This window comes from Fluctibacter halophilus, from assembly GCF_020687825.1.
Lineage (GTDB): Bacteria > Pseudomonadota > Gammaproteobacteria > Enterobacterales > Alteromonadaceae > Fluctibacter > Fluctibacter halophilus.
In genome coordinates, this window is record NZ_JAJEWP010000003.1 from 213,214 (window position 1) to 235,370 (window position 22,157).

At 51.6% G+C, this 22,157-nt stretch carries 21 protein-coding genes; 12 read left to right on the forward strand and 9 right to left on the reverse strand.

Annotated elements, in window-relative coordinates; genetic code table 11:
- Positions 1-119 precede the first annotated feature (119 nt).
- Positions 120-4,742 (forward strand): EAL domain-containing protein, encoded by a 4,623-nt coding sequence (locus tag LJ739_RS12640; protein WP_229161020.1) that lies wholly within the window; start codon positions 120-122, stop codon positions 4,740-4,742.
- Between the two features lie 3 nt (positions 4,743-4,745).
- On the opposite strand, the gene LJ739_RS12645 is transcribed toward LJ739_RS12640, so the two are convergent.
- From LJ739_RS12645 to cutA, 3 genes are read right to left on the reverse strand one after another with little or no spacing between them, the layout of a single operon-like run.
- Entirely contained in the window at positions 4,746-5,531 is a 786-nt protein-coding gene (locus LJ739_RS12645; RefSeq protein WP_229161022.1) for a M23 family metallopeptidase, read from the reverse strand.
- A 3-nt stretch (positions 5,532-5,534) separates the two neighbouring features.
- Entirely contained in the window at positions 5,535-7,277 is a 1,743-nt protein-coding gene (locus LJ739_RS12650) for a protein-disulfide reductase DsbD (RefSeq protein ID WP_229161212.1), read from the reverse strand.
- A 35-nt stretch (positions 7,278-7,312) separates the two neighbouring features.
- Positions 7,313-7,630 carry a divalent-cation tolerance protein CutA gene (cutA, locus tag LJ739_RS12655; RefSeq protein ID WP_229161024.1) on the reverse strand — a complete coding sequence of 106 codons (318 nt, stop codon included), beginning with the start codon at positions 7,628-7,630 and terminating at the stop codon, positions 7,313-7,315.
- Between the two features lie 184 nt (positions 7,631-7,814).
- Between cutA and LJ739_RS12660 the strand changes: the two genes are divergently transcribed.
- Positions 7,815-8,315, forward strand: coding sequence for an FxsA family protein (locus LJ739_RS12660; protein ID WP_229161026.1), 501 nt, complete (start codon positions 7,815-7,817; stop codon positions 8,313-8,315).
- Positions 8,316-8,317: 2 nt separating this feature from the next.
- Here the strand turns inward: LJ739_RS12660 and LJ739_RS12665 are convergent, their stop codons facing one another.
- Positions 8,318-8,881 carry a DUF502 domain-containing protein gene (locus tag LJ739_RS12665; protein ID WP_229161029.1) on the reverse strand — a complete coding sequence of 188 codons (564 nt, stop codon included), beginning with the start codon at positions 8,879-8,881 and terminating at the stop codon, positions 8,318-8,320.
- 261 nt (positions 8,882-9,142) lie between these two features.
- On the opposite strand from LJ739_RS12665, the gene LJ739_RS12670 reads away from it, so the two are divergent.
- The 4 genes from LJ739_RS12670 (at position 9,143) to LJ739_RS12685 (ending at position 12,947) form a co-directional block, all read left to right on the forward strand.
- Entirely contained in the window at positions 9,143-9,433 is a 291-nt protein-coding gene (locus LJ739_RS12670; RefSeq protein WP_229161030.1) for a co-chaperone GroES, read from the forward strand.
- Between the two features lie 42 nt (positions 9,434-9,475).
- Positions 9,476-11,113, forward strand: coding sequence for a chaperonin GroEL (gene groL / locus LJ739_RS12675; RefSeq protein WP_229161031.1), 1,638 nt, complete (start codon positions 9,476-9,478; stop codon positions 11,111-11,113).
- A 150-nt stretch (positions 11,114-11,263) separates the two neighbouring features.
- A complete protein-coding gene (locus LJ739_RS12680) occupies positions 11,264-12,058 on the forward strand; it encodes a type 2 periplasmic-binding domain-containing protein (protein ID WP_229161032.1) in 795 nt (264 codons plus the stop codon).
- Positions 12,059-12,191: 133 nt separating this feature from the next.
- Positions 12,192-12,947, forward strand: coding sequence for a BPSS1780 family membrane protein (locus LJ739_RS12685; protein WP_229161033.1), 756 nt, complete (start codon positions 12,192-12,194; stop codon positions 12,945-12,947).
- Here LJ739_RS12685 and LJ739_RS12690 read toward each other — a convergent pair.
- Both LJ739_RS12690 and LJ739_RS12695 read right to left on the reverse strand, forming a co-directional pair.
- Positions 12,935-13,348: a hypothetical protein gene (locus LJ739_RS12690; protein ID WP_229161034.1), complete on the reverse strand. Its 414-nt coding sequence runs from the start codon at positions 13,346-13,348 to the stop codon at positions 12,935-12,937. The genes LJ739_RS12685 and LJ739_RS12690 overlap by 13 nt on opposite strands.
- Positions 13,349-13,505: 157 nt before the next feature.
- Positions 13,506-13,901, reverse strand: a complete 396-nt coding sequence (locus tag LJ739_RS12695) for a DUF3718 domain-containing protein (protein ID WP_229161035.1) — start codon at positions 13,899-13,901, stop codon at positions 13,506-13,508.
- A gap of 435 nt (positions 13,902-14,336) precedes the next feature.
- Here LJ739_RS12695 and LJ739_RS12700 point away from each other — a divergent pair, with 435 nt between their 5' ends.
- Positions 14,337-15,152, forward strand: a complete 816-nt coding sequence (locus LJ739_RS12700) for an MBL fold metallo-hydrolase (protein ID WP_229161037.1) — start codon at positions 14,337-14,339, stop codon at positions 15,150-15,152.
- 633 nt (positions 15,153-15,785) lie between these two features.
- On the opposite strand, the gene LJ739_RS12705 is transcribed toward LJ739_RS12700, so the two are convergent.
- From LJ739_RS12705 to LJ739_RS12715, 3 genes are all read right to left on the reverse strand, one after another.
- Positions 15,786-16,181 (reverse strand): DUF3718 domain-containing protein, encoded by a 396-nt coding sequence (locus LJ739_RS12705; RefSeq protein ID WP_229161039.1) that lies wholly within the window; start codon positions 16,179-16,181, stop codon positions 15,786-15,788.
- A 274-nt stretch (positions 16,182-16,455) separates the two neighbouring features.
- Positions 16,456-17,298 (reverse strand): NAD-dependent epimerase/dehydratase family protein, encoded by an 843-nt coding sequence (locus LJ739_RS12710; protein WP_229161041.1) that lies wholly within the window; start codon positions 17,296-17,298, stop codon positions 16,456-16,458.
- A 119-nt stretch (positions 17,299-17,417) separates the two neighbouring features.
- Positions 17,418-17,813: a DUF3718 domain-containing protein gene (locus LJ739_RS12715; RefSeq protein ID WP_229161043.1), complete on the reverse strand. Its 396-nt coding sequence runs from the start codon at positions 17,811-17,813 to the stop codon at positions 17,418-17,420.
- A gap of 295 nt (positions 17,814-18,108) precedes the next feature.
- Between LJ739_RS12715 and LJ739_RS12720 the strand changes: the two genes are divergently transcribed.
- From LJ739_RS12720 to speA, 5 genes are all read left to right on the forward strand, one after another.
- Positions 18,109-18,588, forward strand: a complete 480-nt coding sequence (locus LJ739_RS12720) for a MarR family winged helix-turn-helix transcriptional regulator (protein ID WP_229161045.1) — start codon at positions 18,109-18,111, stop codon at positions 18,586-18,588.
- Entirely contained in the window at positions 18,575-19,102 is a 528-nt protein-coding gene (locus LJ739_RS12725) for a GNAT family N-acetyltransferase (protein WP_229161047.1), read from the forward strand. The genes LJ739_RS12720 and LJ739_RS12725 overlap by 14 nt, the downstream gene beginning before the upstream one ends.
- An 11-nt stretch (positions 19,103-19,113) precedes the next feature.
- Positions 19,114-19,557: a hypothetical protein gene (locus tag LJ739_RS12730; RefSeq protein WP_229161049.1), complete on the forward strand. Its 444-nt coding sequence runs from the start codon at positions 19,114-19,116 to the stop codon at positions 19,555-19,557.
- A 31-nt stretch (positions 19,558-19,588) separates the two neighbouring features.
- A complete protein-coding gene (locus LJ739_RS12735; protein ID WP_229161051.1) occupies positions 19,589-20,029 on the forward strand; it encodes a nucleoside deaminase in 441 nt (146 codons plus the stop codon).
- 196 nt (positions 20,030-20,225) lie between these two features.
- Positions 20,226-22,157 (forward strand): biosynthetic arginine decarboxylase, encoded by a 1,932-nt coding sequence (gene speA / locus LJ739_RS12740; RefSeq protein WP_407646783.1) that lies wholly within the window; start codon positions 20,226-20,228, stop codon positions 22,155-22,157.

Below are 22,157 nucleotides of genomic sequence, written 5' to 3' on the forward strand. Positions count from 1 at the left end.
TAGGCGTTTGGTGTATAATTGTGTAACATTACGGCAAGCATGGGGCGCATTAGTTAACCAGGGTTGGGTACCGTTAATGATTCTTTGCGAAAGAGGCAGTAACCGCTTTGGTCAAACGCATGATTACCGCAGTGCAGCAGTGTATTCCCCGCAATAAGCCGTTGTTGCTGGTTTGCGTATGGCTGTGTCTGGTGCAATCTGCGCTCGCCTTACCCCTCTTAAAAGAACCCAAATTTACCCAGGTATCGACCGAACAGGGACTGTCGCAGGACAGTGTCCATGACATGTTGGTCGATCATGAAGGTTTCTTATGGCTGGGTACAGGGGCTGGGTTAAACCGCTATGACGGTTACAGTATTAAAAAAGTCAGTGGCTTAAACGACATCCTGGCCGATCAGACTGTCTATTCGTTGTTTCAGGACAGTCGCAAAAACCTCTGGGTCGCCACTGAAAGTAATGGCAATTATTTGCTGGAGCTCAGCACCCAACGTGTCTTCCACATCGGTAACTGGGCTTACAACATGCAGCCGGATTGGCTGCAGTACGCTTCAATGTTCACCGAAGATGAACACGGCAATGTGTGGATCGTTATCAGTGAACAAGTGATCAAAGTCAGTCGCGAAGCCATTGAAGGCATACTGAGTTCACCGGCAACAGCCAGCACCGAGATCGGCAGTGACATCGGTGAAGTGATGTTCGAATTGCCAATGTCACTGGTGGAAAATCAGCAAAGTATCCGCAATGTGCTGTTGCACGGTTCTTATCTGGTGGTGGCCACCACTCAGGGCCTGTACCTTAAAAACCTGCAGTCCGGTGAGCAACAGCTGATTGACTATCTGGGTGATATCGAAGCCAATATCAATAACCTGAATACCAAGCGTTTGTTTCTGGATCGGGAAAACACCCTTTGGGTCGGCACCGTAGAGGGCCTGTATTCCGCTCCGATTGACCAGATTATCAGTATGTTTGAGGGTGAAGCGACCATGGTTGCGTTCAATGCCCACGCTGAAGAACGCAATATCTGGCAGATCTTGCCGCGCGCAGGGATGCCCCACTATCTGGTTACTGATCTCGGATTGTACATCTATCAGGTCGAGGGCGATCAACTGCAGCACCTGTTCCGTCCGACGGATAGCCGTTTATACCTGACCAGTGATGAACTGGTCGGCGCCATTTATGATCGTCATAACAATCTGTGGCTGTCGACCCGTTACGACGGCGCATTGTACTGGTCGCCGAAATCGACCCGTTTTACCAATATTGTTAACACGCGAGGCGAAAATGCTTCACTGAGCACCAATGATGTGTGGAGCGTGGCGCAAAGCACAGACAACGAGCTGTGGATCGGCACCAACAACGGTCTGAATCGCTATGATCTGGACTCCGGTGATATCGACAGTTTTCTGGTCAACGATGATAAAAAGGCGGTGTATTCCGACAGTTCCATCGAACAAATCATGCCCGCCAGTGACGGTACCCTATGGCTGGTTTCCGCTGCCGGCCTGCAACGTTTTGATCCGACCAATAGCGAGTTTCGTCCGCTCAACGTGGATGGTGAAGAGACCCAGAAAACCTTGTCAGGCATTTTATGGGGGGCAACCCTGGACAGCCAGGGACGGGTGGTATTTGCTACCGAACAGGGGATCAAGCGTTATGACCCTCGTCACGGAAGCATTACCGATCTGGAGTCGCTCAACACCCAGATACCTGCGGTTGAGGTCTACCACATCCGCTATGTGCCGTCGGTGTTTGAGGACAGTCTGCTGATCAGCTCCCTCGGTAAGCTGTGGCGCTATGACGAAAACACCGGGCAGTTAACCCTGATCCACCAACTGCCACGCACCGGACAACAGCACATGATTGGCTGGGACTCGGTGGTGACTGATCGCAATGGCACGCTGTGGGTGACCTACCCTGGCTGGGGGCTGTACGGCATCGATGCGGAAACCTATGAACAGCGGGCGCATTATGATCAGGACAACCTGCTGCCCGATACCAATATCTATGGCTTGCAGTTAGACGGTGATGGCAATATCTGGATGAGCTCACATCAGGGCCTGTTCAAATTCTATCCCTATACCCAGCACATTCAACGCTTCGGTTATTCTGAAGGATTGTCGACGCTGGAGTTTAATCAAGGTGCTGCGACGCGGCTGCGCGATGGGCGCATGGTCTATGGTTCACAAAAGGGCGTTACCTTGTTCCACCCGCAGGATATGCAATACAAGGTACGTCAGTCCTTCGGCGTATCCATTACCGACATCGGGTTATCGTCACAGCGTTTAAATTTGCCGGTGGCGGATTTGAACGGCCAGCAGCTGACCCTTGAACATGATGATGTGGGACTGCGCATTGCGTTTTCGACCCTTACCTATGAGCATCAGTCCAGTACCCGATATGCGTATAAACTCAGCGGTTCCAGTAGCCTCGTCTACCCGGTAACCCGTGACCCGGAATTGATCATACCCACCCTCAAACCGGGTCAATATACCTTCACTGTATCCGCGTTTGATCCCATCAGTGGTAAAGAAAGTCTGCCAGCTGAGGTGTCAATCACTGTGCGCTATGCCTGGTGGGCATCCCCCCTCGCCTACTCGTTGTACGGCTTTTGTATTCTGATGTTGCTGTTTTTGTATTGGTACCGCAGCCGTCTGCAAAATGCCAAAATCATGGCAGCCCATCAGGAAGCCCTGACCAGTCGTAACCGTATGACGCTGGCTTTGACGGCCAGTAACAGTAATGTCTGGGAATGGCGAAGTGATACAAATACGGTATCCGCACCACGTATTGTGGATGAATTGGGCTATCCGGACATGGGCCAGGATGTGTCTTTTGAACAGCAACTGTCGTTGATGCATCCACAAGACAAGCTGTTGTACGAAGCGCGTTGGCAAAGCTTTATGGACAATCCGAAGCCGGGCTTTGATGTGACCTTCCGTATGCGCGCTGAGGACGGCAGTTGGAACTGGTATCGTGACGTGGGCAGCCTGGTCAGCGATACGTCCGCGGGAATGCGTGTGGTCACAGGTACCTATAGCAACGTGACCGAGAGCCTGGCCAATATTGAGAAGGTGCGCTTGTTTGGAGAGGCGTTTAAACATACCCGTGACTGGGTAGTGATATTTAACGGACAACACAAACCGATAGCAGCCAACCAGGCGTTTTGTGAAGCGTTCTCCATCAATGAGAACGGTGACCTGGACAAGCAGGTGCGTCGGGAGTTCGGGTTGGACAGCGCCGAAGTACCCCGTTTCTGGAGCAAGTTGCTGGAGTTGTCAGCCACACAGCACTGGAAAGGTGAAGAAGAGCTGGTTCTGCGCGACGGACGCACCAGCAATGTGCTGATCAACATGACATCCATAGCCAGCATGCGTGATTTGGGGGTTGTGGACTATTACCTGATGATCATGTCTGACATCAGTGAACAGAAAGAAGCGGAACAGGAACTGCGTCGGCTGGCCAACTACGACAGTCTGACCAACTTGCCCAACCGTACCTTGCTACTGGATCGTATCAAGCACGGCATCGATCATGCGCGACGTTATAAATCTCAAATAGCCCTGTTCTTTATCGACCTCGATCGGTTTAAACAGGTTAACGACAGTCTGGGTCACAAAGCGGGTGATGAGTTGTTGCGGGTCGTTGCCCAGCGCCTGACCAATTTGTTGCGACAGGACGATACCGTAGCCCGACTGGGCGGGGATGAGTTCGTGGTGATGGTGGAAGAAATCGTTCATGCGGACAAGCTTAGCACCCTGGCACAGGAGATCATTGCGGTCGTTGAGGAGCCCGTGCAACTGGGCAATCAGACCGTGAGTGTGTCGTCCAGCGTGGGGATCGCCATGTTCCCTGGCGACGCCAACTCTTCTGAAGAGCTGCTCAAAAATGCGGATGTGGCGATGTATCACGCCAAGGAGTTGGGACGTAGCAACTTCCAGTATTTCACCGAGCAGATGAACGAAAAAGCGCAAGCGCGTCTGACCCTGGAAAACCAGCTGAAAAAGGCGCATCAGAGCAAACAGTTTGAAAACTTCTACCAGCCCATTGTTGGGATGGACTCCGGTCGTGTAGAAGGGTTTGAATTGCTGATGCGCTGGCCAAACGAAGACGGCATGATCCCGCCGGATATCTTTATTCCGGTGGCTGAGGAGCTGGGGTTGATTGAAAACATGACCTGGGATGCCATTGAGCGTGCCCTACCTGTTCTGAGTCAATGGCAGCAGCCTGATCGCCAGGTGTATCTGTCGGTGAACCTGTCTGCACGCCATTTCGAGCGCCAGATTTCGATTGAAAATATCCTGACCTTGCTGCGCCGTCACAAGCTGCCGGTTTCAGTATTGCGCTTTGAGATCACCGAGAGTGCCCTGATGCATGACTATGAGCGCGCATTGGAGTACATGCATGCCATGTGTGATGCCGGATTCAATATTGCGCTGGATGATTTTGGTACCGGATATTCATCGTTGAAATACCTTAAAGAGTTTCCGATCCAGATCCTCAAAGTGGATAAGAGCTTTGTGGATGACATTGGTAAGAACAGCAGCAATGAAGCGCTGGTGCTGACAACGCTGCGCATGGCCGAGAGCCTTGACATGGTGTGTGTGGCTGAGGGGATTGAAGATGCTCGTCAGGTGGCGTTTTTCCGTCAACATGGTTGTGAATATCTGCAAGGCTACTTTTTCTCCAAACCGGTGCCGTCCGATGAGACGCTGGCACTGATTGATAAAAGCTGGGTACTGTAAGCGCTACTGCACGAACGAAAATGGCACAGACTGATAGTTGCCGTGACTGCGAGCCACATATACGCCGAAGTGGAGGTGTGGTTGCGATGAAAACCCAGTGTTGCCGGAATACCCCAACAACTGACCCGTACTCACCACGTCACCACGTTCCACCACCACGCCCTGATGTTGCAAATGGTAGTACTCGCCGAGTGTACCGTCATTGTGCAATAGGGTGACGAAATTGGCGTAACGAGAAAAGCGCCGGGAAGGGCCGCCGCGACGGTGGTGTTCGGTCAGATCGATGACAATCCCGCCTCTGGCGGCATGCACCGGGGTACCTACGGGCATGCCAAAATCAACTGCATAGCGTGAGGCGCCCTGATGGCTGTACCGGCCGCCAAATCCCTGGATTAACGGAAAGTTTTTTGTGGGTTGAAACGGTCGCTGATAGGGATACTTGATGGGGACCGCACGCCAGTCTCCCGGCGTCCAGTGAAATGCTGTGTTTGCCAGCGGGGCTTTGTGGCTGTCGGGCGCAAAGCTGAACAGGGTCTTACGACTGAAACCATCCAGTGACAGGGTCTTTTCCTGCGCGGAAGGGGTGGCGTCAGACATGGGGAGTTCCTGCATGTTTACCGACAACGTCACCGTAATCGGATAGGGCTGGGCATTGTACACCGCAAACTGTACCCCGTGCTGATCCTCAATACGCTCTACACAGGCCCACTGCTCTATACAGTATCCCTGCGCCGCAGCGCTGCCGATGGCCCACAACAGGGGCAGCAGCGACTGCAATCGCGGGCGCATTATCTATTCGCCACTGCCGGTACCCAGGTGCTGACGAACATGTTCGGCAAACACCTCTGGGGACATAAATCCGGTTACCCGGGCGCGGGTTAGCTCCTTGCCCTGGTGGTCAAAAAACAAGATGGTGGGCAAACCCAGCACCGAGAAGGCATCCTGGAACGCTTGGTTGGTGGGCGTATTGTCGGTCAAATCAATTTGCATCCACTCGGTGTTGCCCAGTGCCGCAATGACGTCTGGGTCCACAAAGGTATACTTTTCGAATTCCTTGCAGGCGACACACCAGTCGGCATACAGGTCAACCATCACCGACTTGCCTTGGGCATTGGCCGCAGCGAGTTTGCTGTTGAAGTCGTCAAGGTCTTTAACCACGGTAAAGGTCGGATGGGACGGTTGAGCCTGTTGCTGGTGGATGGGTAAATGATGATAGCCGTAGAAGCCTGCAGACAGGATACCGACCAGCAGAATAAAGGTACGTATGCCGTGCGCAAGGTTGAGCGCGGTAGTGCGATTGATCACCCACAAGTAGGTCAGCATAGCCAACGCCAGTAACGACCAGGCGATTTCAGTTAACCAATGGGATACCAGACGTTCGACAAACACCAGTGCCACTGACAACATGGCAAACCCGAAGGTCACTTTCACCACGTTCATCCAATGTCCCGCTTTGGGAAGCAGTTTACCGCCCGTGGTGCCGAACAGGATAAGGGGAATTCCCATCCCCAGACTCAGTGCGTACAGGGAGACAAAACCCAACACCATGTCACCGGTTTGGGCGATGTTGAGCAAAATGGCCGTTAGTGGCGCTGTGGTACAAGGTGAGGCAACCAGGCCACTGATGACCCCCATCACGAACACACCGGTGAAGCGGCCGCTTTTTTGTTGATTACTCAGCGCATTGAGGCGTGATTGCCATGCGCTGGGCATTTGCAGCTCCCACATACCGAACATCACCAAAGCCAGTAACACGAACAGGGTGATCATGATCCCCAGTACCAGGGGTTGCTGCAATGTGGCCTGGAATTGGGCGCCGGCTGAGGCGACCACCAGACCCAGCAATGAATAGGTCAGGGCCATCCCTTGCACATAGACAAATGACAGAGCAAATGCATGGCGCAAAGACAGCTTTTTGCCCTGACCTACCACAATGCCGGACAAAATCGGGTACATCGGATAGACACAGGGGGTAAAGGCCAGTCCGATGCCCAATACAACAAAGCCCAACAAAACCCACAGCAGTCCTTGTCCCTGGGTAAAGCTAATAAGTCCGCTCAAAGGGCTGTTGAGGGGTTGAGGGGATGACGCGCGGTTATCGGTGTCTGACGCGACGCTGTCGCCCACAGCTTCAAGGTAAATCACTTTCACCGTAGGTGGATAGCATAACCCGGCTTCGGCACATCCCTGATACTGTATTTTGACCACGCCATCCTGTTCTGCCTGCTCGATGGTGTAATTCAGGCTGACTTGCTGAAAATACACTTCCGATACGCCAAAAAACTCGTCCTCGATTTCCTCACCGTGTGGTAACTGCGGCTCGCTCACCGTGGCGCGCTTGGTGACGGTCTTGAATTGCTTTTTGTACAGGTAGTAGCCGGGCGCGATACTGAACGATAACGTCAGTTGATCACCTTGTTGAACATAATCGAAGCGGAACGCATCGTCGACATCCAGAAAGGTGGGCTGCTGGGCGAAAATGTCATTCAGTGGGTCAGCGGACTGGGCATTTGTTAGTGGCGTCACCATGCACATCAGCAGGCCACCAAGCAGTAACAGGGATCGCAATGTCATTTCAGATAACTTCTCATCCATTGGGCATATTGTTCGCTGGCATCAACTGCCGTCAATACCAGCCATTCGGGGGTATCATACGGGTGAGCCTGGTGAACGGTTTTTGACAATTCGGCCAACGCATTGTCACAGGTTTTAATCACCAGTTGAACCTCGTTGTCTTGTTGTACAGCGTCATCCCACCAATACAAGGAGGTAATGCCTGGCAAAATGTTCACGCAGGCAGCCAGACGCTGAGCAATGATCTGTTGTGCGATGTGCTGTGCCGACGCCATGTCAGGGCAGGTGCACAAAGCAATACGAATATCAGACATAGGCCAAGACCTCCTTTATCAGCGGATACTTTCAATCCGGATCAAATTCCTGTCAGCATATCATGAGTTTCCAACCTGTAGCGGCCTGACGCGACGGGCGGTGGAAACTGTCTGTTCATTGCCCTTGTTATCTGCGCCGTTGACCACCATGATGTGTCTATTCCCAGCAATAAAAGTGAGTAATGTGGGTAAGTTATTTCTGTTGTTTGCCATCATGCCGATTGTCGAGATTTCGTTATTGATCCAAGTGGGTGAGCAAATCGGCGGTTGGAACACCGTGTTGATTGTCATATTGACGGCTATCATTGGCGCCTACCTGGTGCGCAGTGAGGGGCTGGCAACATTGCAGGCCGCTCAGGCGAAGTTAAACAGTGGTGCCATGCCCGGTGAGGAAATGGCACAGGGGCTGTTGCTACTGGTCGCCGGGGTGCTGTTGGTCACCCCCGGCTTTGTAACCGATGCGCTGGGTTTGCTGTTCACCGTGCCATTAACCAGAAACTGGTTTGCCCGTGGTTTAATCAAACACTTGCAGGTACAGGTGGTTAGCGGACAACAGGGATTTGAGTACCGTGCGTATCAACAACAACGGCGTTCCGCAGATGACGACATTATTGAAGGTGAGTATCGGCGTACCGATGCCAGCGACGATGAACGTTTGCCACACGACAACGACCGCCGCCCCTGACATCACCGTTGTGATTGTGCGCCACCGGTGAGGGCCAGGCGCATGGCTTCTTCAACACTGATGTCCAGATTGGTCAGTTGGTTGCGTGGCACATACAGCGTGTATCCGCCAATTTGATAGCTCAGCGGCAGGTAGACGCCGACAGTGTCGCTGTCATCAAACAGTCTGGTACCGCTGTGCTCGCCGGTGACAAAACCAATCATCCTGATCCCCGGCATGATTTCCACCGATACCACTTTGCGCTTTTCTGACGTGTCATTGATTTTGAACACGGTCATGGTGTCCTGAATCGCCCCGAACAGAGATTTAACCAGCGGTATCTTTTCCAGCTGCCGGTTGACCAAGCTGACCAGTGCATTAAAAAAGTACAGATTAACCAGCAGTCCCACAATCACAATGGCACTACACGCCAGCAGGATGCCAATCCCGGGGATATACCATTGTGGCGGAATGTAGGGGCGCAGCAGTGCTTCGGCGCCACTCATAAACCAGTACAGAAAATACAGCGTCAGGGACAAGGGCAGTAAGGCAGCAATGCCTTTGAGGGACAGGGACAAGAGTTTCATGCAAGCCTCAGTTTGTGGGTCGCTGGACCCTAAATTGGTGCGAAAAGGCCTCACTTTGCCCCAACAACGGACGGATTTCGACAATCAACGGTTTTTTTTTACAAATTTTTGCCAAAAGACCTTGAGTTCAACAGGGGTATCCCCATTTAACCTCGCATGACGATTTATTGCCCAGCAGACCTGTGGGTTTGCAGGCACACCGATTCCCGAGCCTTTCGGGGTTATTAACATTCTACATTGGAATTTTCAGGAGATTTGAAAATGGCAATCCGTCCTTTACACGATCGCGTTATCGTTAAGCGTCAAGAGCAAGAGAGCAAGTCTGCCGGTGGTATCGTGCTAACGGGTTCTGCTGCTGAGAAGTCAACTCGCGGCGAAATCATTGCTGTGGGCAACGGCCGTCTGTTGGACAACGGCGACGTGAAAGCACTTGATGTGAAGATCGGCGATATCGTGATTTTCAACGATGGTTACGGCGTTAAGACTGAGAAACTGGATGGTGAAGAAGTGCTGATCATGAGTGAGAGCGACATCCTGGCAGTTGTAGAGTAATAGCAGTTAATCATTTAGACAGTTTTTAAGAGGAATTTAACAATGGCAGCGAAAGAAGTACGTTTTTCCGATGACGCCCGCACAAAAATGCTCAAGGGCGTTAATGTTCTGGCAAATGCAGTAAAAGTCACCCTGGGTCCTAAGGGCCGCAATGTGGTACTGGATAAATCCTTCGGTGCTCCTACCATCACTAAAGACGGTGTCTCTGTTGCCAAAGAAATCGAACTGGAAGACAAGTTCGAAAACATGGGCGCACAAATGGTTAAAGAAGTGGCGTCCAAGGCGAATGATGAAGCCGGTGACGGTACCACTACCGCAACTGTATTGGCCCAGGCTATCGTGACCGAAGGTCTGAAGTCTGTTGCTGCGGGCATGAACCCGATGGACCTGAAACGCGGTATCGACAAAGCGGTTGCTGCTGCGGTTGAAGAGTTGAAAGCCTTGTCTGTTGATTGTGCAGACAGCAAAGCCATTGCACAGGTTGGTACTATCTCTGCTAACTCTGACCTGGAAGTCGGCAAAATCATCGCCGATGCCATGGAAAAAGTGGGCAAAGAAGGTGTTATCACCGTTGAAGAAGGTCAGGCCCTGCAAAACGAGCTGGACGTGGTTGAAGGTATGCAGTTTGACCGCGGTTACCTGTCGCCTTACTTCATGAACAACCAGGAAAACGGCACCGTAGAGCTGGACAGCCCATACATTTTGTTGGTTGACAAAAAAGTGTCAAACATCCGCGAGCTGCTGCCCACTTTGGAAGCCGTTGCTAAAGCCTCTAAGCCTTTGCTGCTGATCGCTGAAGACGTTGAAGGCGAAGCACTGGCAACATTGGTTGTGAACAACATGCGCGGTATCGTGAAAGTTGCGGCGGTTAAAGCGCCTGGTTTCGGTGACCGCCGTAAAGCCATGCTGCAGGACATCGCAATCCTGACCGGTGGTACAGTGATTTCTGAAGAGATCGGTCTGGAACTGGAAAAAGTTCAATTGGAAGACCTGGGTACCGCCAAACGCGTTGTGATCAGCAAAGACAACACCACTGTGGTTGACGGTGCTGGCGAAGAAGAAGCCATTCAGGCGCGCTGCGCGCAGATCCGTGGCCAGATTGAAGAGTCCACCTCTGACTACGATAAAGAGAAACTGCAAGAGCGTCTGGCCAAGCTGGCTGGCGGTGTTGCGGTGATCAAAGTTGGCGCGGCCACTGAAGTGGAAATGAAAGAGAAGAAAGCCCGCGTTGAAGATGCGCTGCACGCAACCCGCGCTGCAGTAGAAGAAGGCGTGGTACCTGGTGGTGGTGTTGCGCTGGTTCGTGTTGCGGCGAAAATCGCTGAACTGACCGGTGAAAACGAAGACCAAACTCACGGTGTTAAGCTGGCCCTGCGTGCAATGGAAGCGCCTCTGCGTCAAATCGCGTCTAACGCCGGTGCCGAAGCCTCTGTTGTGACCAACAAGGTCAAAGGTGGTGACGGTAACTTTGGTTACAACGCTGGTAACGACACCTACGGTGACATGCTGGAGATGGGTATCCTGGATCCAACCAAAGTGACTCGTAGTGCGCTGCAGTTTGCATCCTCTATTGCCAGTCTGATGATCACCACTGAAGCGATGGTTGCTGAAGTACCGAAAGAAGAAGCGCCTGCAATGCCTGATATGGGCGGCATGGGCGGCATGGGCGGCATGATGTAAGCCACCCCTCTGGTGTACAAAAACCCGGCCTTGGCCGGGTTTTTTTATGCCGTCAACATCCAGCTAAATCGTGAACGGGGCTGACGGCAACCGTTATCGCCGGGAACACGTTTTCGGCGGCAATTTGGCGAGGTTGGCTATACTACAAGCATGAAAAGCCCTGCATTGTTGCAACGCGGTATCTGGCTGATTTTACTTGTAAGTCTGCTGCTGTTTGCGCTTCAAACGTCTGCGGCACCAAAGCGTGCTGATGACGATGGTGTACAAAAAAGTCCCGCTCTGGTGTGGGGCTATATGCATTTTCCGCCACGCATCTACACCGATAAACAGGGTAAGGTCGCCGGTGAACTGGCCGTGGTAATGAAAACCGTTCTAGAACAAGGCGGATACACTTATCGGGTTGTGGCGAGTCCGAATAGGCGCATGTTCCACATGCTAAACAGCGGTAGCATTGATCTGATGCTGATCCGGGCGGATGCAAATATCGATAAGGAGGCATTCCTGCTCAGCAAAGCCAGTTTTGGCGAATTGGTGTTGCAGGTCTATTGGTTGGACGGTCAGGCAACAGCGGTTTCTCAGATATCCCAACTCAGCGATCAATCGGTCATCGTATTGTCGGGTTACCGTTATGGTGGACTATTGGAGGACCGGCAACAGGTTACCGGTGTCAACACCTTGGTGGTGGAAAACCATCAACGGGGTTTTGCCGCTTTAAAACTGAAACGTGCGCCCTATTTGCTGGACTATCAAAAACCAGCGACCATTGCCATTGATGCGTTAAAGCTCACCAATGTACGCAGTTACACCGTGTCACGGGTGACCGTCAATCTGATGGTGCGACGACAATTGCCCGGCGCCGAGGCACTGTTGCGAGATTTAGAAAGCCGGTACCAACAGCATTTTCCCGACATTTACACACGTTACAATAGCCCGCCGGAACCCTGAGAGCGGCGTTGTGATGTCTTTATCCATTTTTGACTTGCGTATGTGCAGACAGACGCTGTTTGCATGGCTTTTTTTGGCTAAAGCCGATAGGCTATCCATCCATTAAATGTCCGCAACACGAGGTGTATTTGCCATGGATGACAACACGACCAACAACCCCACAGAGATGACTTTCGTTGAGCCTCAATTTCGTAGCGCAGCGCACGGTCTTCAATGGTTGAGCGATGGATTCGCACTGTTCAAAAAAGATGCCGCCAATTGGGTGATTACCCTGTTGGTTGGCTTTATTCTCGCCATCGTGATCGGCATGATCCCGGTGCTGGGTCAACTGGCCAGTCTGTTAACTACCTATATCTGGACGGGTGGGTTGATGATGGGATGTCATGCGGCGGCCAAGGGAGAATCTTTCGAACCTAAGTATTTGTTTGCGGGCTTTACCGGGCCGTACCTGATGCCTCTGGTGGTGATGTCGGCAGTGGTTTCGTTAGTCTCAACCGCCGTGGTTTTTGCGGTAATGGGTACTGCAGCCATGCCGCTGATGATGGGCGAAGGTGGTGAAAACCTGAGTGAAACAGAAGTGATGGCAGTGCTGCAGGCCAGCCTATTGATCATGCTGGTTAGCCTGCCATTGATCATGGCAACCTGGTTTGCGCCTGCACTGGTCGTTGTAGAGAACATGGCACCCCTCAAAGCCATGAAACTGAGCCTGATGGCCTGTTTGAAAAATGCCATGCCATTTCTTCTCTATGGCTTGGTATCGCTGGGATTGATGGTGCTTTGTATGTTTACACTGGGGCTGGGATTGCTGGTGTTGATGCCGGTGGTTTACCTGTCAATGTATACCGGCTTTCGTGACATCTTTTACACCACCGCCGATCACAACCAATAAGTCAGCCAACTGGCCAACACCACCAGAATGCCGTGTGGTAGCAACTGGGTTGGCCTCAGGCCATTGAGCAGATAACTTTTCAGCAGCCCCGCAACGCCGGGGCGTTGCACGCCCCACAATGAATGAAACTGCATGGCACGGTAATCCTGCCCTTCCTGCAAAGCGCCTTCTACGTGCAGCAAACGCTCCTGATAGCGGGACTGAAACGTCTTCCACATCGCATCTATCATCCACAGCACCAGGCACAGTACTGGAACCAGGCCATCCAGGCGGGTATGCCACAACAAAGAAGTCACCACCCCAACACTGACTAACTTTACCAGTAGTGAACCGGTTTCAAACTGCCCGTATTGTCGTTGCAGCAACAGCCACTCTTGTTGTAACCCCTGATGTTCTGTCATGCCTTACTCTCCTCGGATGGTATGAGTGTCAGTGTACGTCTGAACACAAAGCAGTGCCAGTGATCGGGCGGAGGGTAAACAAACCGTCATTTTCCGGGCAATAAAAAAGGCGCCCTAGGGCGCCTTTCTTGTCATCTGCGATGGCGATTGCGATGAATTAGATGCGTTCGTTCAATACTGCTGCCAGTGGACTTTCCATCATACCGGCATCAGATACCCAGGCACGCAGGGTTTTGCCGTCCGCTTCAGGCGCGTTCAACTGGCTCTTTGGCATTTTCTTAACCAACAGCGTACCGGCCTCGATGGCGTTAGCGTGAAACGCGGTGCGGATCAGGCTGTTACCGTCACAGGTAACACCGTTGTAGTAGTCTTGCAGTTTCAGACGATAGTTGGTCTCGACCGCTTTCATCTTCTTACGCAATTCACCTTTATCGTCTGCTTTAACGATGGTGCAAATATTTTGCAGAGCATCTTCCACACCGGCATGGGCAGTGGTAGTGATCAGCAAAGAAGCAGCAACGGTAACAGCAGACAATTTCACAAATTTCAACATGGTAATATTCCTCAGTAAGAATGACCCGTGGGTCGGACGGCGCGCATTAAACGAGAAAACCAGCGGTTAAAAAATAATCGGAGAGATACTTAGGTGTTTATTCTTATACCTAAGTGGCGCGGATTAGTGACAGCTCCACTGTTGCAGAATGTCTATAAGATGTTGTTTTGTATGTAAATTTTTTGCGTGAATTGGGCAAATCAGACCAGTGACTTTTAGGTGTAGGGTTGGTTGAAAAATAAGCGATATTTCGATGTTGTAGGTTAGCGTATTGGCAGTATTTGCTTATGCTTCCGTTCACTGCAGTTGCGGTCACTGACTGATAATTGGCGCCCGTTGCTCTGTTGATGGCGGTCTACTTCCTTTATGGTTATGTCAATCAACACATGGAAGGATATTACAGTGCGTTATTGGCTCTATCTAATGAGTTGCTTGGTGATTTGGTCGACACCCGTATCAGCGACGGGCCCGGATCTGAGTGACTTCAGCAGCGAAAAAGTGAATCAGCATGTTTATGTGATGGTACAAGACTACGGTGATGCCAAGATCAATTTTGCCGTGCTTGTCGGACACAACGATGTGGTACTCATCACGACTATGATGAAGGAGTTCAACCCGCACGTTGAAGCGTTGATTCGGGGGATCAGCGACAAGCCGGTAGGTTATGTGGTCAGTATCGACGGTGACTATTATCACTATTATGGTAGTCGGAAGTTTGTCGAGGGAGGCGCTACATTGATTGCGCATAAAAACCTGATCCCCGACGTTTTCGACAACCGCGTTCTGGTTGATGAGCCCTACCGTCTGGATGTTGGAACTGAGCAACTGCACGCGATCCCCACTCGCGCGCATACCCTTGACCATATGATGGTTAAGCTGGACAACAGCAACGTTGTATTTGCAGGCGATGCGCTGAGCTTTGACTGGATCGTATATTCCGGTCCCAACGGCCCCGATGCCCATATCACCGCACTGCAGCAGATGTTGGCACAAGGCGACAAAGAGACCCGTTTTTATCCGGGCAACTGGGTCAGTCAGCAGTATGGTAGCAAGCAGGATGTACAATCACTGATACGTATCTACAGCGACTTTGTCAGTTTGGTCAGAACCGAATATCAACAAGGCAAATCTGCAAAGGAGATTGCACAAAGCCCGGCAGTGCATGATTTACTCGAACCATTGAAGGATTATCACAGACAAAAGCCCTACATTATTAACTACGTGAAGGATGTGTTGGGGCAGTCTTCTTAGGTGCAGGAACAGGGGGGAACGTCTGTCGTTGGCAACGTGAGATAGCCTGCCTCACCTTGCGCTCATCGCAATAGTGTAGGATATACAGACAAGACCTCGTCGCGGGGACAAGGTCACGTAGTGATATTGTGGTTGGCAGCGTCAGATAGCCTGCCTCACCTTGCGCTCATCGCAACAGTGTAGGATATACAAACAAGACCTCGTCGCGGGGACAAGGTCACGTAGTGATGCTTGTGGTTGGCAGCGCCAGATAGCCTGCCTCACCTTGCGCTCATCGCAACAGTGTAGGATATACAAACAAGACCTCGTCGCGGGGACAAGGTCACGTAGTGATGTTTGTGGTTGGCAGCGTCAGATAGCCTGCCTCACCTTGCGCTCATCGCAACAGTGTAGGATATACAAACAAGACCTCGTCGCGGGGACAAGGTCACGTAGTGATGTTTGTGGTTGGCAGCGTGAGATAGCCTGCCTCACCTTGCGCTCATCGCTGAGACAGAGCACTCAGTCGATGACCACCACATAAAAAAACGGCTCCTAAAGGAGCCGCCTTTTTAAGGGCAGGGAGTGACCCTGCCTACCATGTTGAACGGTACGTCAATATGGTGTGATCGCCGTGGCAATCAAATTCGCAGTTTAGATGCGCTCGTTCAGCACGTCAGCCAGAGGCGAAGCAATCAAACCTTCGTCAGATACCCATGCGCGCAGGGTTTTACCGTCAGCTTCAGGTGCGTTCAACTGGCTTTTTGGCATCTTCTTCACCAGCAAAGTACCGGTTTCAACAGCGCCAGCGATAAACGCGGTGCGGATCAGGCTGTTGCCATCGCAAGAAACGCCGGTGTAATAGTCCTGCAACTTCAGACGGAAGTCAGTTTCAACAGCCTTCATTTTTTTGCGCAGCTCACCTTTGTCATCCGCTTTAACGATGGTGCAAATGTTTTGCAACGCCTCTTCAACACCTGCATGAGCAGTAGCAGTCAGCAACACAGAAGCGGCGATAGTAGCAACAGAGAATTTAGCAATTTTCAACATGGGTAGTTCCTCAGTTATGAAGACCCGCTGGGTCAGATGGCGCGCATTAAACGGCAATTCGATTGGCCAAGGAATAACCAGGCTTATACATAGGTGTTTGTTTTCATACCTATTGTGCTGAAAGTGTCCTGAAATGGCCCATGAATAGTGCGTTAACCCTATGAAAAACTGAGAAAAGTTGTGGTGAATTAGCCAAAAGTCTAAATTTATATGGGTGGTCAAAAAACAATCAAAAATAGCCGTTTCTGAAAGGAGAGAGCGCGCTAGGCGCGGTTTAAAAATGCTTTGCTTGCCAACCCAGGGTGTCGAGCGCGTGTTGACTAGATACTTGCTGGTTGCAGGCATAGCCACTGGCCCAGTGACCGTATTTTTGGGTCCAGTATTCGATGGGTAATACTTCAACAGGGTTGCTACCCTCTGGCATCAGGGGAGCCGCTATGTCCTCCAACCGTGTGCCACCATCGGCGGCGGCCAGGTATTCGTTGCCGGCTGCGCCACCTGACAATGCCAACACATACATTTCAGCGAGATTGTTGACTTCAACTCGTGGCCAGTGATGGATTTTATCAACCGGTACACGGACGCTTCCGGTGTCAGCTAATTCGTGGTGGAGGATGGAGGGAATAAGTTGCTGGTCGAAAGACACCACGTTGGCTGGGTGAATGATTTGGGTTTCCAGTCCCTGTGCATTTTGCAGTTTCTGGCCGTTTTCGACCATCCATCGAAAGGCCTCAACAGGCGCTTTTTGAGTCTGTTCGGTGATGACCTCATCGGCACTGCCAAAACACCAGATGCCACCGGTGTACAGCACTTTCAGTGCCGCGGAGCGAATTTTCGCCTGTTCGATGATGGCGGTCGTTACATGATGGTCGGTTGCTGCCATGGCATGGTCAAAATTGCATGCCACATGAACAAGTGCGTCTGCAGTTTGTAAATGGCGAGCCCAGCGAGTTGGATCGCATAAATCGCCCTGTAACGGGGTAGCGCCCATCGATTCCGCTTTTTGACAACTCGCGGTACTGCGACACAGCACGGACAGTGTTGCGCCCTGCTGATGCAACTGGTTAACAATGGCGGCGCCGATGTTGCCGGTACCACCTAATATCATGACGTGCATGGATGAATGGCTGACAGAAAAAAGAAGACCCTATTGTGGCATCTTCGTCGTGAGGATTTCAACGGTACAGAAAACCAGACTGCCGGTGTGTAAAAGGCAGCCTGGTGTTTTGAGGTTGGTTAAATCCGCTCGTTGAGCACGGCTGCGAGCGGCGTGTCCATTAATCCCTTGTCGGATACCCAGGCACGTAGCGTTTGGCCGTCGGTTTCCGGTGCATTCAACTGGCTCTTCGGCATTTTTTTGATCAACAGGGTTCCGGCTTCTACAGCATTGTTGACAAAGGCGTGGCGTATCAGACTATCACCGCCACAGGATATGCCGTTGTAGTAGTCCTGAAGCTTTAGTCGATAGTCGGTTTCAACGGCTTTCATTTTTTTACGCAGCTCGGCTTTGTCGTCGGCTTTGACAATGGTGCAGATATTTTGCAATGCATCTTCGACACCGGCGTGAGCAATGGGGGCTGCAATCAATGAAAGGGTTGCAATTGCCAGGGATGCTTTTACACATTTGAACATGGTTGTTTCCTTAGACACAGGTCAGTGATGAAAATCTTCCGACGGTGCGCTGTATGCGTCGCTCGGTACTTCAATTAAACGTCAGAAATGCCGTTTCGGCGAATTTGTTGCGCGGTTTTTTGCGCCGTGAAAATTTACGCCGCTGCAGCATGCCCTGCGAATAAGAGCTGTCCATTCTGACCGGCTGGGGCACTGGCCCCTTTGTCAGTGATAGAAAAATTGTTGTGAGGAGTATTGTGTTTTTGCAGACAATTTTATATATAAGTAATTATATAATTGCTTTTATGGTTGTCGTATGGATTTTATTGATGAGTTAGGCCCGCTGGCATTGGGGAGTCGGCTGAAACGTCTTAGTGACCTGCTGGTCACACAGGCGACTGAAGTCTACAAACACTACAACATGCCCATTCAACCCAAATGGTTTCCATTGTTGGCGCTGCTCTACAAGAGCAAGGCTGTTTCGATTCAGGATGCCGCCCAGCGACTGGGTATTTCTCAACCCGCGATCAGCCAGTTTTGCGCTCAGTTGCAACAAGCCGGACTCGTTGAAGTGGCAACCTGTCCGCAAGATGGGCGGCGCCGGGTGATGTCATTAACGTCCGAGGGAGTGGCGTGTGTGGATGCCATCCAGCCGGTTTGGCAGGCAGTTGAACGGGCCGCTATCGCGCTATGTGACGAGGTAGATCCTCGTCTTATGGCGCACATACGGGCGCTGGAAACGGCGCTCAGTCAACAATCACTGCTACAAAGGACACAGGCGCATGAACACCTCTGAGATTCGGTTTTTGCCTTTTAATGATGGGCTGGCCGGTGCGTTTGACCGCATCAATAGAGCCTGGATTGAAGACATGTTTCGGGTCGAGGCTGTGGATGATCGCGTTTTGCGTTATCCCCGGGAAACGATCATCAACAAAGGTGGGCACATCTGGTTTGCCGAGCATGTCGATTTGGGTATTGTCGGCACCTGTGCCTTGGCCAACAAGGGGAATGGTACGTTTGAATTGACCAAAATGGGTGTGCTGGCGAGTGCCCGTGGACTGAATATTGGCGAGCGCCTGCTGGTGTATGTTATCGGCCAGTTTGAGGCTCTCGGCTGTCAGCAGGTATTCCTGTTGACCAATAAACGTTGTGAAGCAGCGATACATTTATACGAAAAACATGGCTTTGTGCACGATGCTGAAGTGATGGCAGAGTATGGTGCCAGTTATCAGCGCTGCGATGTGGCAATGCGGTACGTGAACACAGCCGCGCCTCAGGACAAAATCGCTCAGACTGGGACCCGGGCGTAAAATGTGATAGCGTGGCCCAATATTTTGACCTGATAGCGTTTGCAATGCCATCCAACCAACAACCTGGTTATGAGATTCAGATCCTGCATAACGTCCTGGCAGTAAAGCTGACCGGACGCTGGGACCTGGCCAGCGATCGAGACTATCTCCACGACCTGTCGCAAGCCATCAATAACGTCAATCATCAGCCGTGGGGAATGCTGGTGGATATGCGCGACTGGGGCTTGCAGCAGGTGGACAGCAATTTGTTCAGTAACAATGTTGCCAATATCCACCTGGATCGCAAAAACCAGGTGTGTGAATGCTGGCTGGTCCACCACCTTACTCAAGGGGAACAATTGGTCCCCTTTGTTGCGACGCTACCCAACCTGCACTTTAAGCGTGTGTTGCGTCCTCAAGATGCGCAACAATGGCTGAGTTTGTTTGATCTGGAAATGCCGTCACTTGCCGTCTAAGGTTCGTTGTTAGGTCATCAGGGAGAACGTCATGTCTGATCCATTTATGCAGGCTGCCATTGAGGAAGCTAAAAAAGGTCTGGCTGAAGGGGGCATACCCATTGGTTCAGTGCTGGTACACCGTGGAGTCATTATTGGTCGGGGGCATAACCGCCGGGTACAATCAGGCAGTGTCGTGTTGCACGGCGAGATGGATGCGCTGGAAAATGCAGGACGTCAGTCGGCCAACGTTTATCGTGAATCAGTCCTCTACACAACGTTGTCGCCCTGTGCCATGTGCTCAGGCACCATACTGTTGTACGGCATACCGCAAGTGGTCATTGGCGAAAACAAAACCTTTGTCGGAGAGGAACAATGGCTAACCCAGCGCGGAGTTGAGTTGACGGTGTTACAGGATCCAACCTGTGTTGCGTTGATGCGCGACTTTATTGACGCCAACCCGACGTTATGGAACGAAGACATAGGTGAGTAAGCCGATCTGGCTATCGCCATTGACTGGCTATGAAAAAAATCAGCATAGTGATGCAAAAAAACGTGAAGTTTTGCCCTTGTCATCCGTATAATGGCGGCCTTTTTTAACCACCCGGTCAGGGCGACGACGTGGGTCGCCACTTGCAAGGCATCTGAGCCCCTCTAATTGCGGGCGCAGCAAGGCAATGGAGTTAATTGTGAACAAACATTCTTCCTGGACAGTTGAAGATGCAGAAAAGCTATATGGCGTAAAGCGCTGGGGAGCCGGCTATTTTGAAATCGGCCCTAATGGTAATCTGCACATCACACCCGATCAGGCAAACCCGGACATGCGTATCGACATGCGGGCTGTGATCGAAGAGATCAAAGAAGAAGGGATCCAATTTCCCGTTGTATTGCGTTTTCACGACATTTTGCGCAGTCAGGTGGCCGCGCTCAATGAGGCTTTTATCAGTACGATTGAAGAAGCCGAATACCAGGGACGCTACCAAGGGGTTTATCCGGTTAAAGTTAACCAGATGCGTGAGGTGGTCGAAGAAATCGTGGATGCCGGTGCTCCCTATGATTATGGTCTGGAGGCGGGCTCGAAAGCTGAATTGCTCAGTGTGTTGGCGTACAACACCAACCCGGAATCACTGACCATCCTGAACGGTTACAAAGACGAAGAATTTATGCGTCTGGCCCTGTTGGCGCGTAAGCTGGGGCGTCGCATTATCGTTGTGATTGAGAAGTTTTCTGAATTGCTGCTGCTGGTGCGACTGGCCAAGCAACTGGATATCAAACCGCTGGTTGGATTGCGCTCCAAAATGACCGTTAAGGGTCGTGGTAAGTGGGAAGGTTCTGGTGGCGATCGGGCCAAATTCGGTCTGACCATCTCGGAAATCATCAAAGCTGCCCGCTACCTTGAAAGTGAAGGTATGGGTGATTGCTTCAAATTGCTGCATTTCCATATCGGAAGCCAGCTCACTGACATTCGTGCAGTGAAAGAGGCCATCAACGAAGGCGCGCGGATTTACGCTGAGCTGTATCGGATGGGCTTTGAGCTGGAGTATGTGGATGCCGGTGGTGGTTTAGGTATCGATTATGACGGTAGCCAGTCCACCAGTGATTCTTCGCGTAACTACAGCATGAGCGAATACGTTGCCGATATCGTTTTTGGCATGAAAGAAGTGTGCGATCTGGAGGGTGTTCCGCACCCCAATCTGGTGACCGAGAGTGGCCGGGCGATCACTGCCCATCACAGCTGCGTGATCACTGAGATTGTCGGTGAGATCCGCGCCAACAGCGCAGAAGTGGATACCGTTGCCGTAGAGGGTGAACATTACCTGGTGAAAAACATGCGAGAGTTGGCGGAAACCGTCATGTCGCAAAACAATTTCCAGGAAATCTTTAATGATGCCTCGCAGTGGAAAGAACAGGCCATGGATGCGTTTAAGTTGCGCGTCGTCTCCTTGGAGGAGCTGGGCAAGATAGAAACCCTGTATTGGCGTACTATGGTCGGCCTGCAAAAACGCCTGAAGGCAGAAGAGTTTGTGCCGGAAGAGTTGCAGGAACTGGACTACAACCTGTCTGCTCAGTACCTGTGTAATTTCTCCGTATTTCAGTCAGCGGCAGACACCTGGGCTATTGAGCAGGTACTGCCGGTGGTGCCGGTATCACGCATGAATGAAGAACCGACCGAGAACTGCTCTCTGGTAGATATTACCTGTGACAGTGATGGTAAAATCGACCAGTTCGTGATGTCCGGTGGAATCACCGACGTGATCCCGATGCATACCCTCAAGCCCGGAGAGGATTATTATCTTGGTCTGTTTCTGACCGGCGCCTATCAGGACGTGATGGGCGATATGCACAATCTGTTTGGTCGCCTGAACGAAGTGCACGTGTTCAGTCACGATGATGATCCTCAGGATTTCTACATTGAGGAGTTTGTTAAAGGCTCTTCGGTGGAGGATGTGCTGTCAATCATGCAATACAACCCGCAGTTCATGGCACAAACGGTCAAGCGTGAGATCGATCGGAAAATCAGTGAAGGTACGATGCAGCCTCGGGAAGGGGTAAAATGGACCGACTTTTACGAGGATTGCCTGAGTGGTTACACCTACCTCAAGCGCGCCCGGCAGGTTTAG

Excerpts from the sequence above, each read along its gene's own strand:
- LJ739_RS12640 (WP_229161020.1), top strand. The coding sequence starts at position 120 with ATGATTACCGCAGTGCAGCAGTGTATTCCCCGCAATAAGCCGTTGTTG.
- LJ739_RS12645 (WP_229161022.1), bottom strand. The coding sequence starts at position 5,531 with ATGCGCCCGCGATTGCAGTCGCTGCTGCCCCTGTTGTGGGCCATCGGC.
- LJ739_RS12650 (WP_229161212.1), bottom strand. The coding sequence starts at position 7,277 with ATGTGCATGGTGACGCCACTAACAAATGCCCAGTCCGCTGACCCACTG.
- cutA (WP_229161024.1), bottom strand. The coding sequence starts at position 7,630 with ATGTCTGATATTCGTATTGCTTTGTGCACCTGCCCTGACATGGCGTCG.
- LJ739_RS12665 (WP_229161029.1), bottom strand. The coding sequence starts at position 8,881 with ATGAAACTCTTGTCCCTGTCCCTCAAAGGCATTGCTGCCTTACTGCCC.
- LJ739_RS12670 (WP_229161030.1), top strand. The coding sequence starts at position 9,143 with ATGGCAATCCGTCCTTTACACGATCGCGTTATCGTTAAGCGTCAAGAG.
- groL (WP_229161031.1), top strand. The coding sequence starts at position 9,476 with ATGGCAGCGAAAGAAGTACGTTTTTCCGATGACGCCCGCACAAAAATG.
- LJ739_RS12680 (WP_229161032.1), top strand. The coding sequence starts at position 11,264 with ATGAAAAGCCCTGCATTGTTGCAACGCGGTATCTGGCTGATTTTACTT.
- LJ739_RS12685 (WP_229161033.1), top strand. The coding sequence starts at position 12,192 with ATGGATGACAACACGACCAACAACCCCACAGAGATGACTTTCGTTGAG.
- LJ739_RS12690 (WP_229161034.1), bottom strand. The coding sequence starts at position 13,348 with ATGACAGAACATCAGGGGTTACAACAAGAGTGGCTGTTGCTGCAACGA.
- LJ739_RS12695 (WP_229161035.1), bottom strand. The coding sequence starts at position 13,901 with ATGTTGAAATTTGTGAAATTGTCTGCTGTTACCGTTGCTGCTTCTTTG.
- LJ739_RS12705 (WP_229161039.1), bottom strand. The coding sequence starts at position 16,181 with ATGTTGAAAATTGCTAAATTCTCTGTTGCTACTATCGCCGCTTCTGTG.
- LJ739_RS12710 (WP_229161041.1), bottom strand. The coding sequence starts at position 17,298 with ATGCACGTCATGATATTAGGTGGTACCGGCAACATCGGCGCCGCCATT.
- LJ739_RS12715 (WP_229161043.1), bottom strand. The coding sequence starts at position 17,813 with ATGTTCAAATGTGTAAAAGCATCCCTGGCAATTGCAACCCTTTCATTG.
- LJ739_RS12720 (WP_229161045.1), top strand. The coding sequence starts at position 18,109 with ATGGATTTTATTGATGAGTTAGGCCCGCTGGCATTGGGGAGTCGGCTG.
- LJ739_RS12725 (WP_229161047.1), top strand. The coding sequence starts at position 18,575 with ATGAACACCTCTGAGATTCGGTTTTTGCCTTTTAATGATGGGCTGGCC.
- LJ739_RS12735 (WP_229161051.1), top strand. The coding sequence starts at position 19,589 with ATGTCTGATCCATTTATGCAGGCTGCCATTGAGGAAGCTAAAAAAGGT.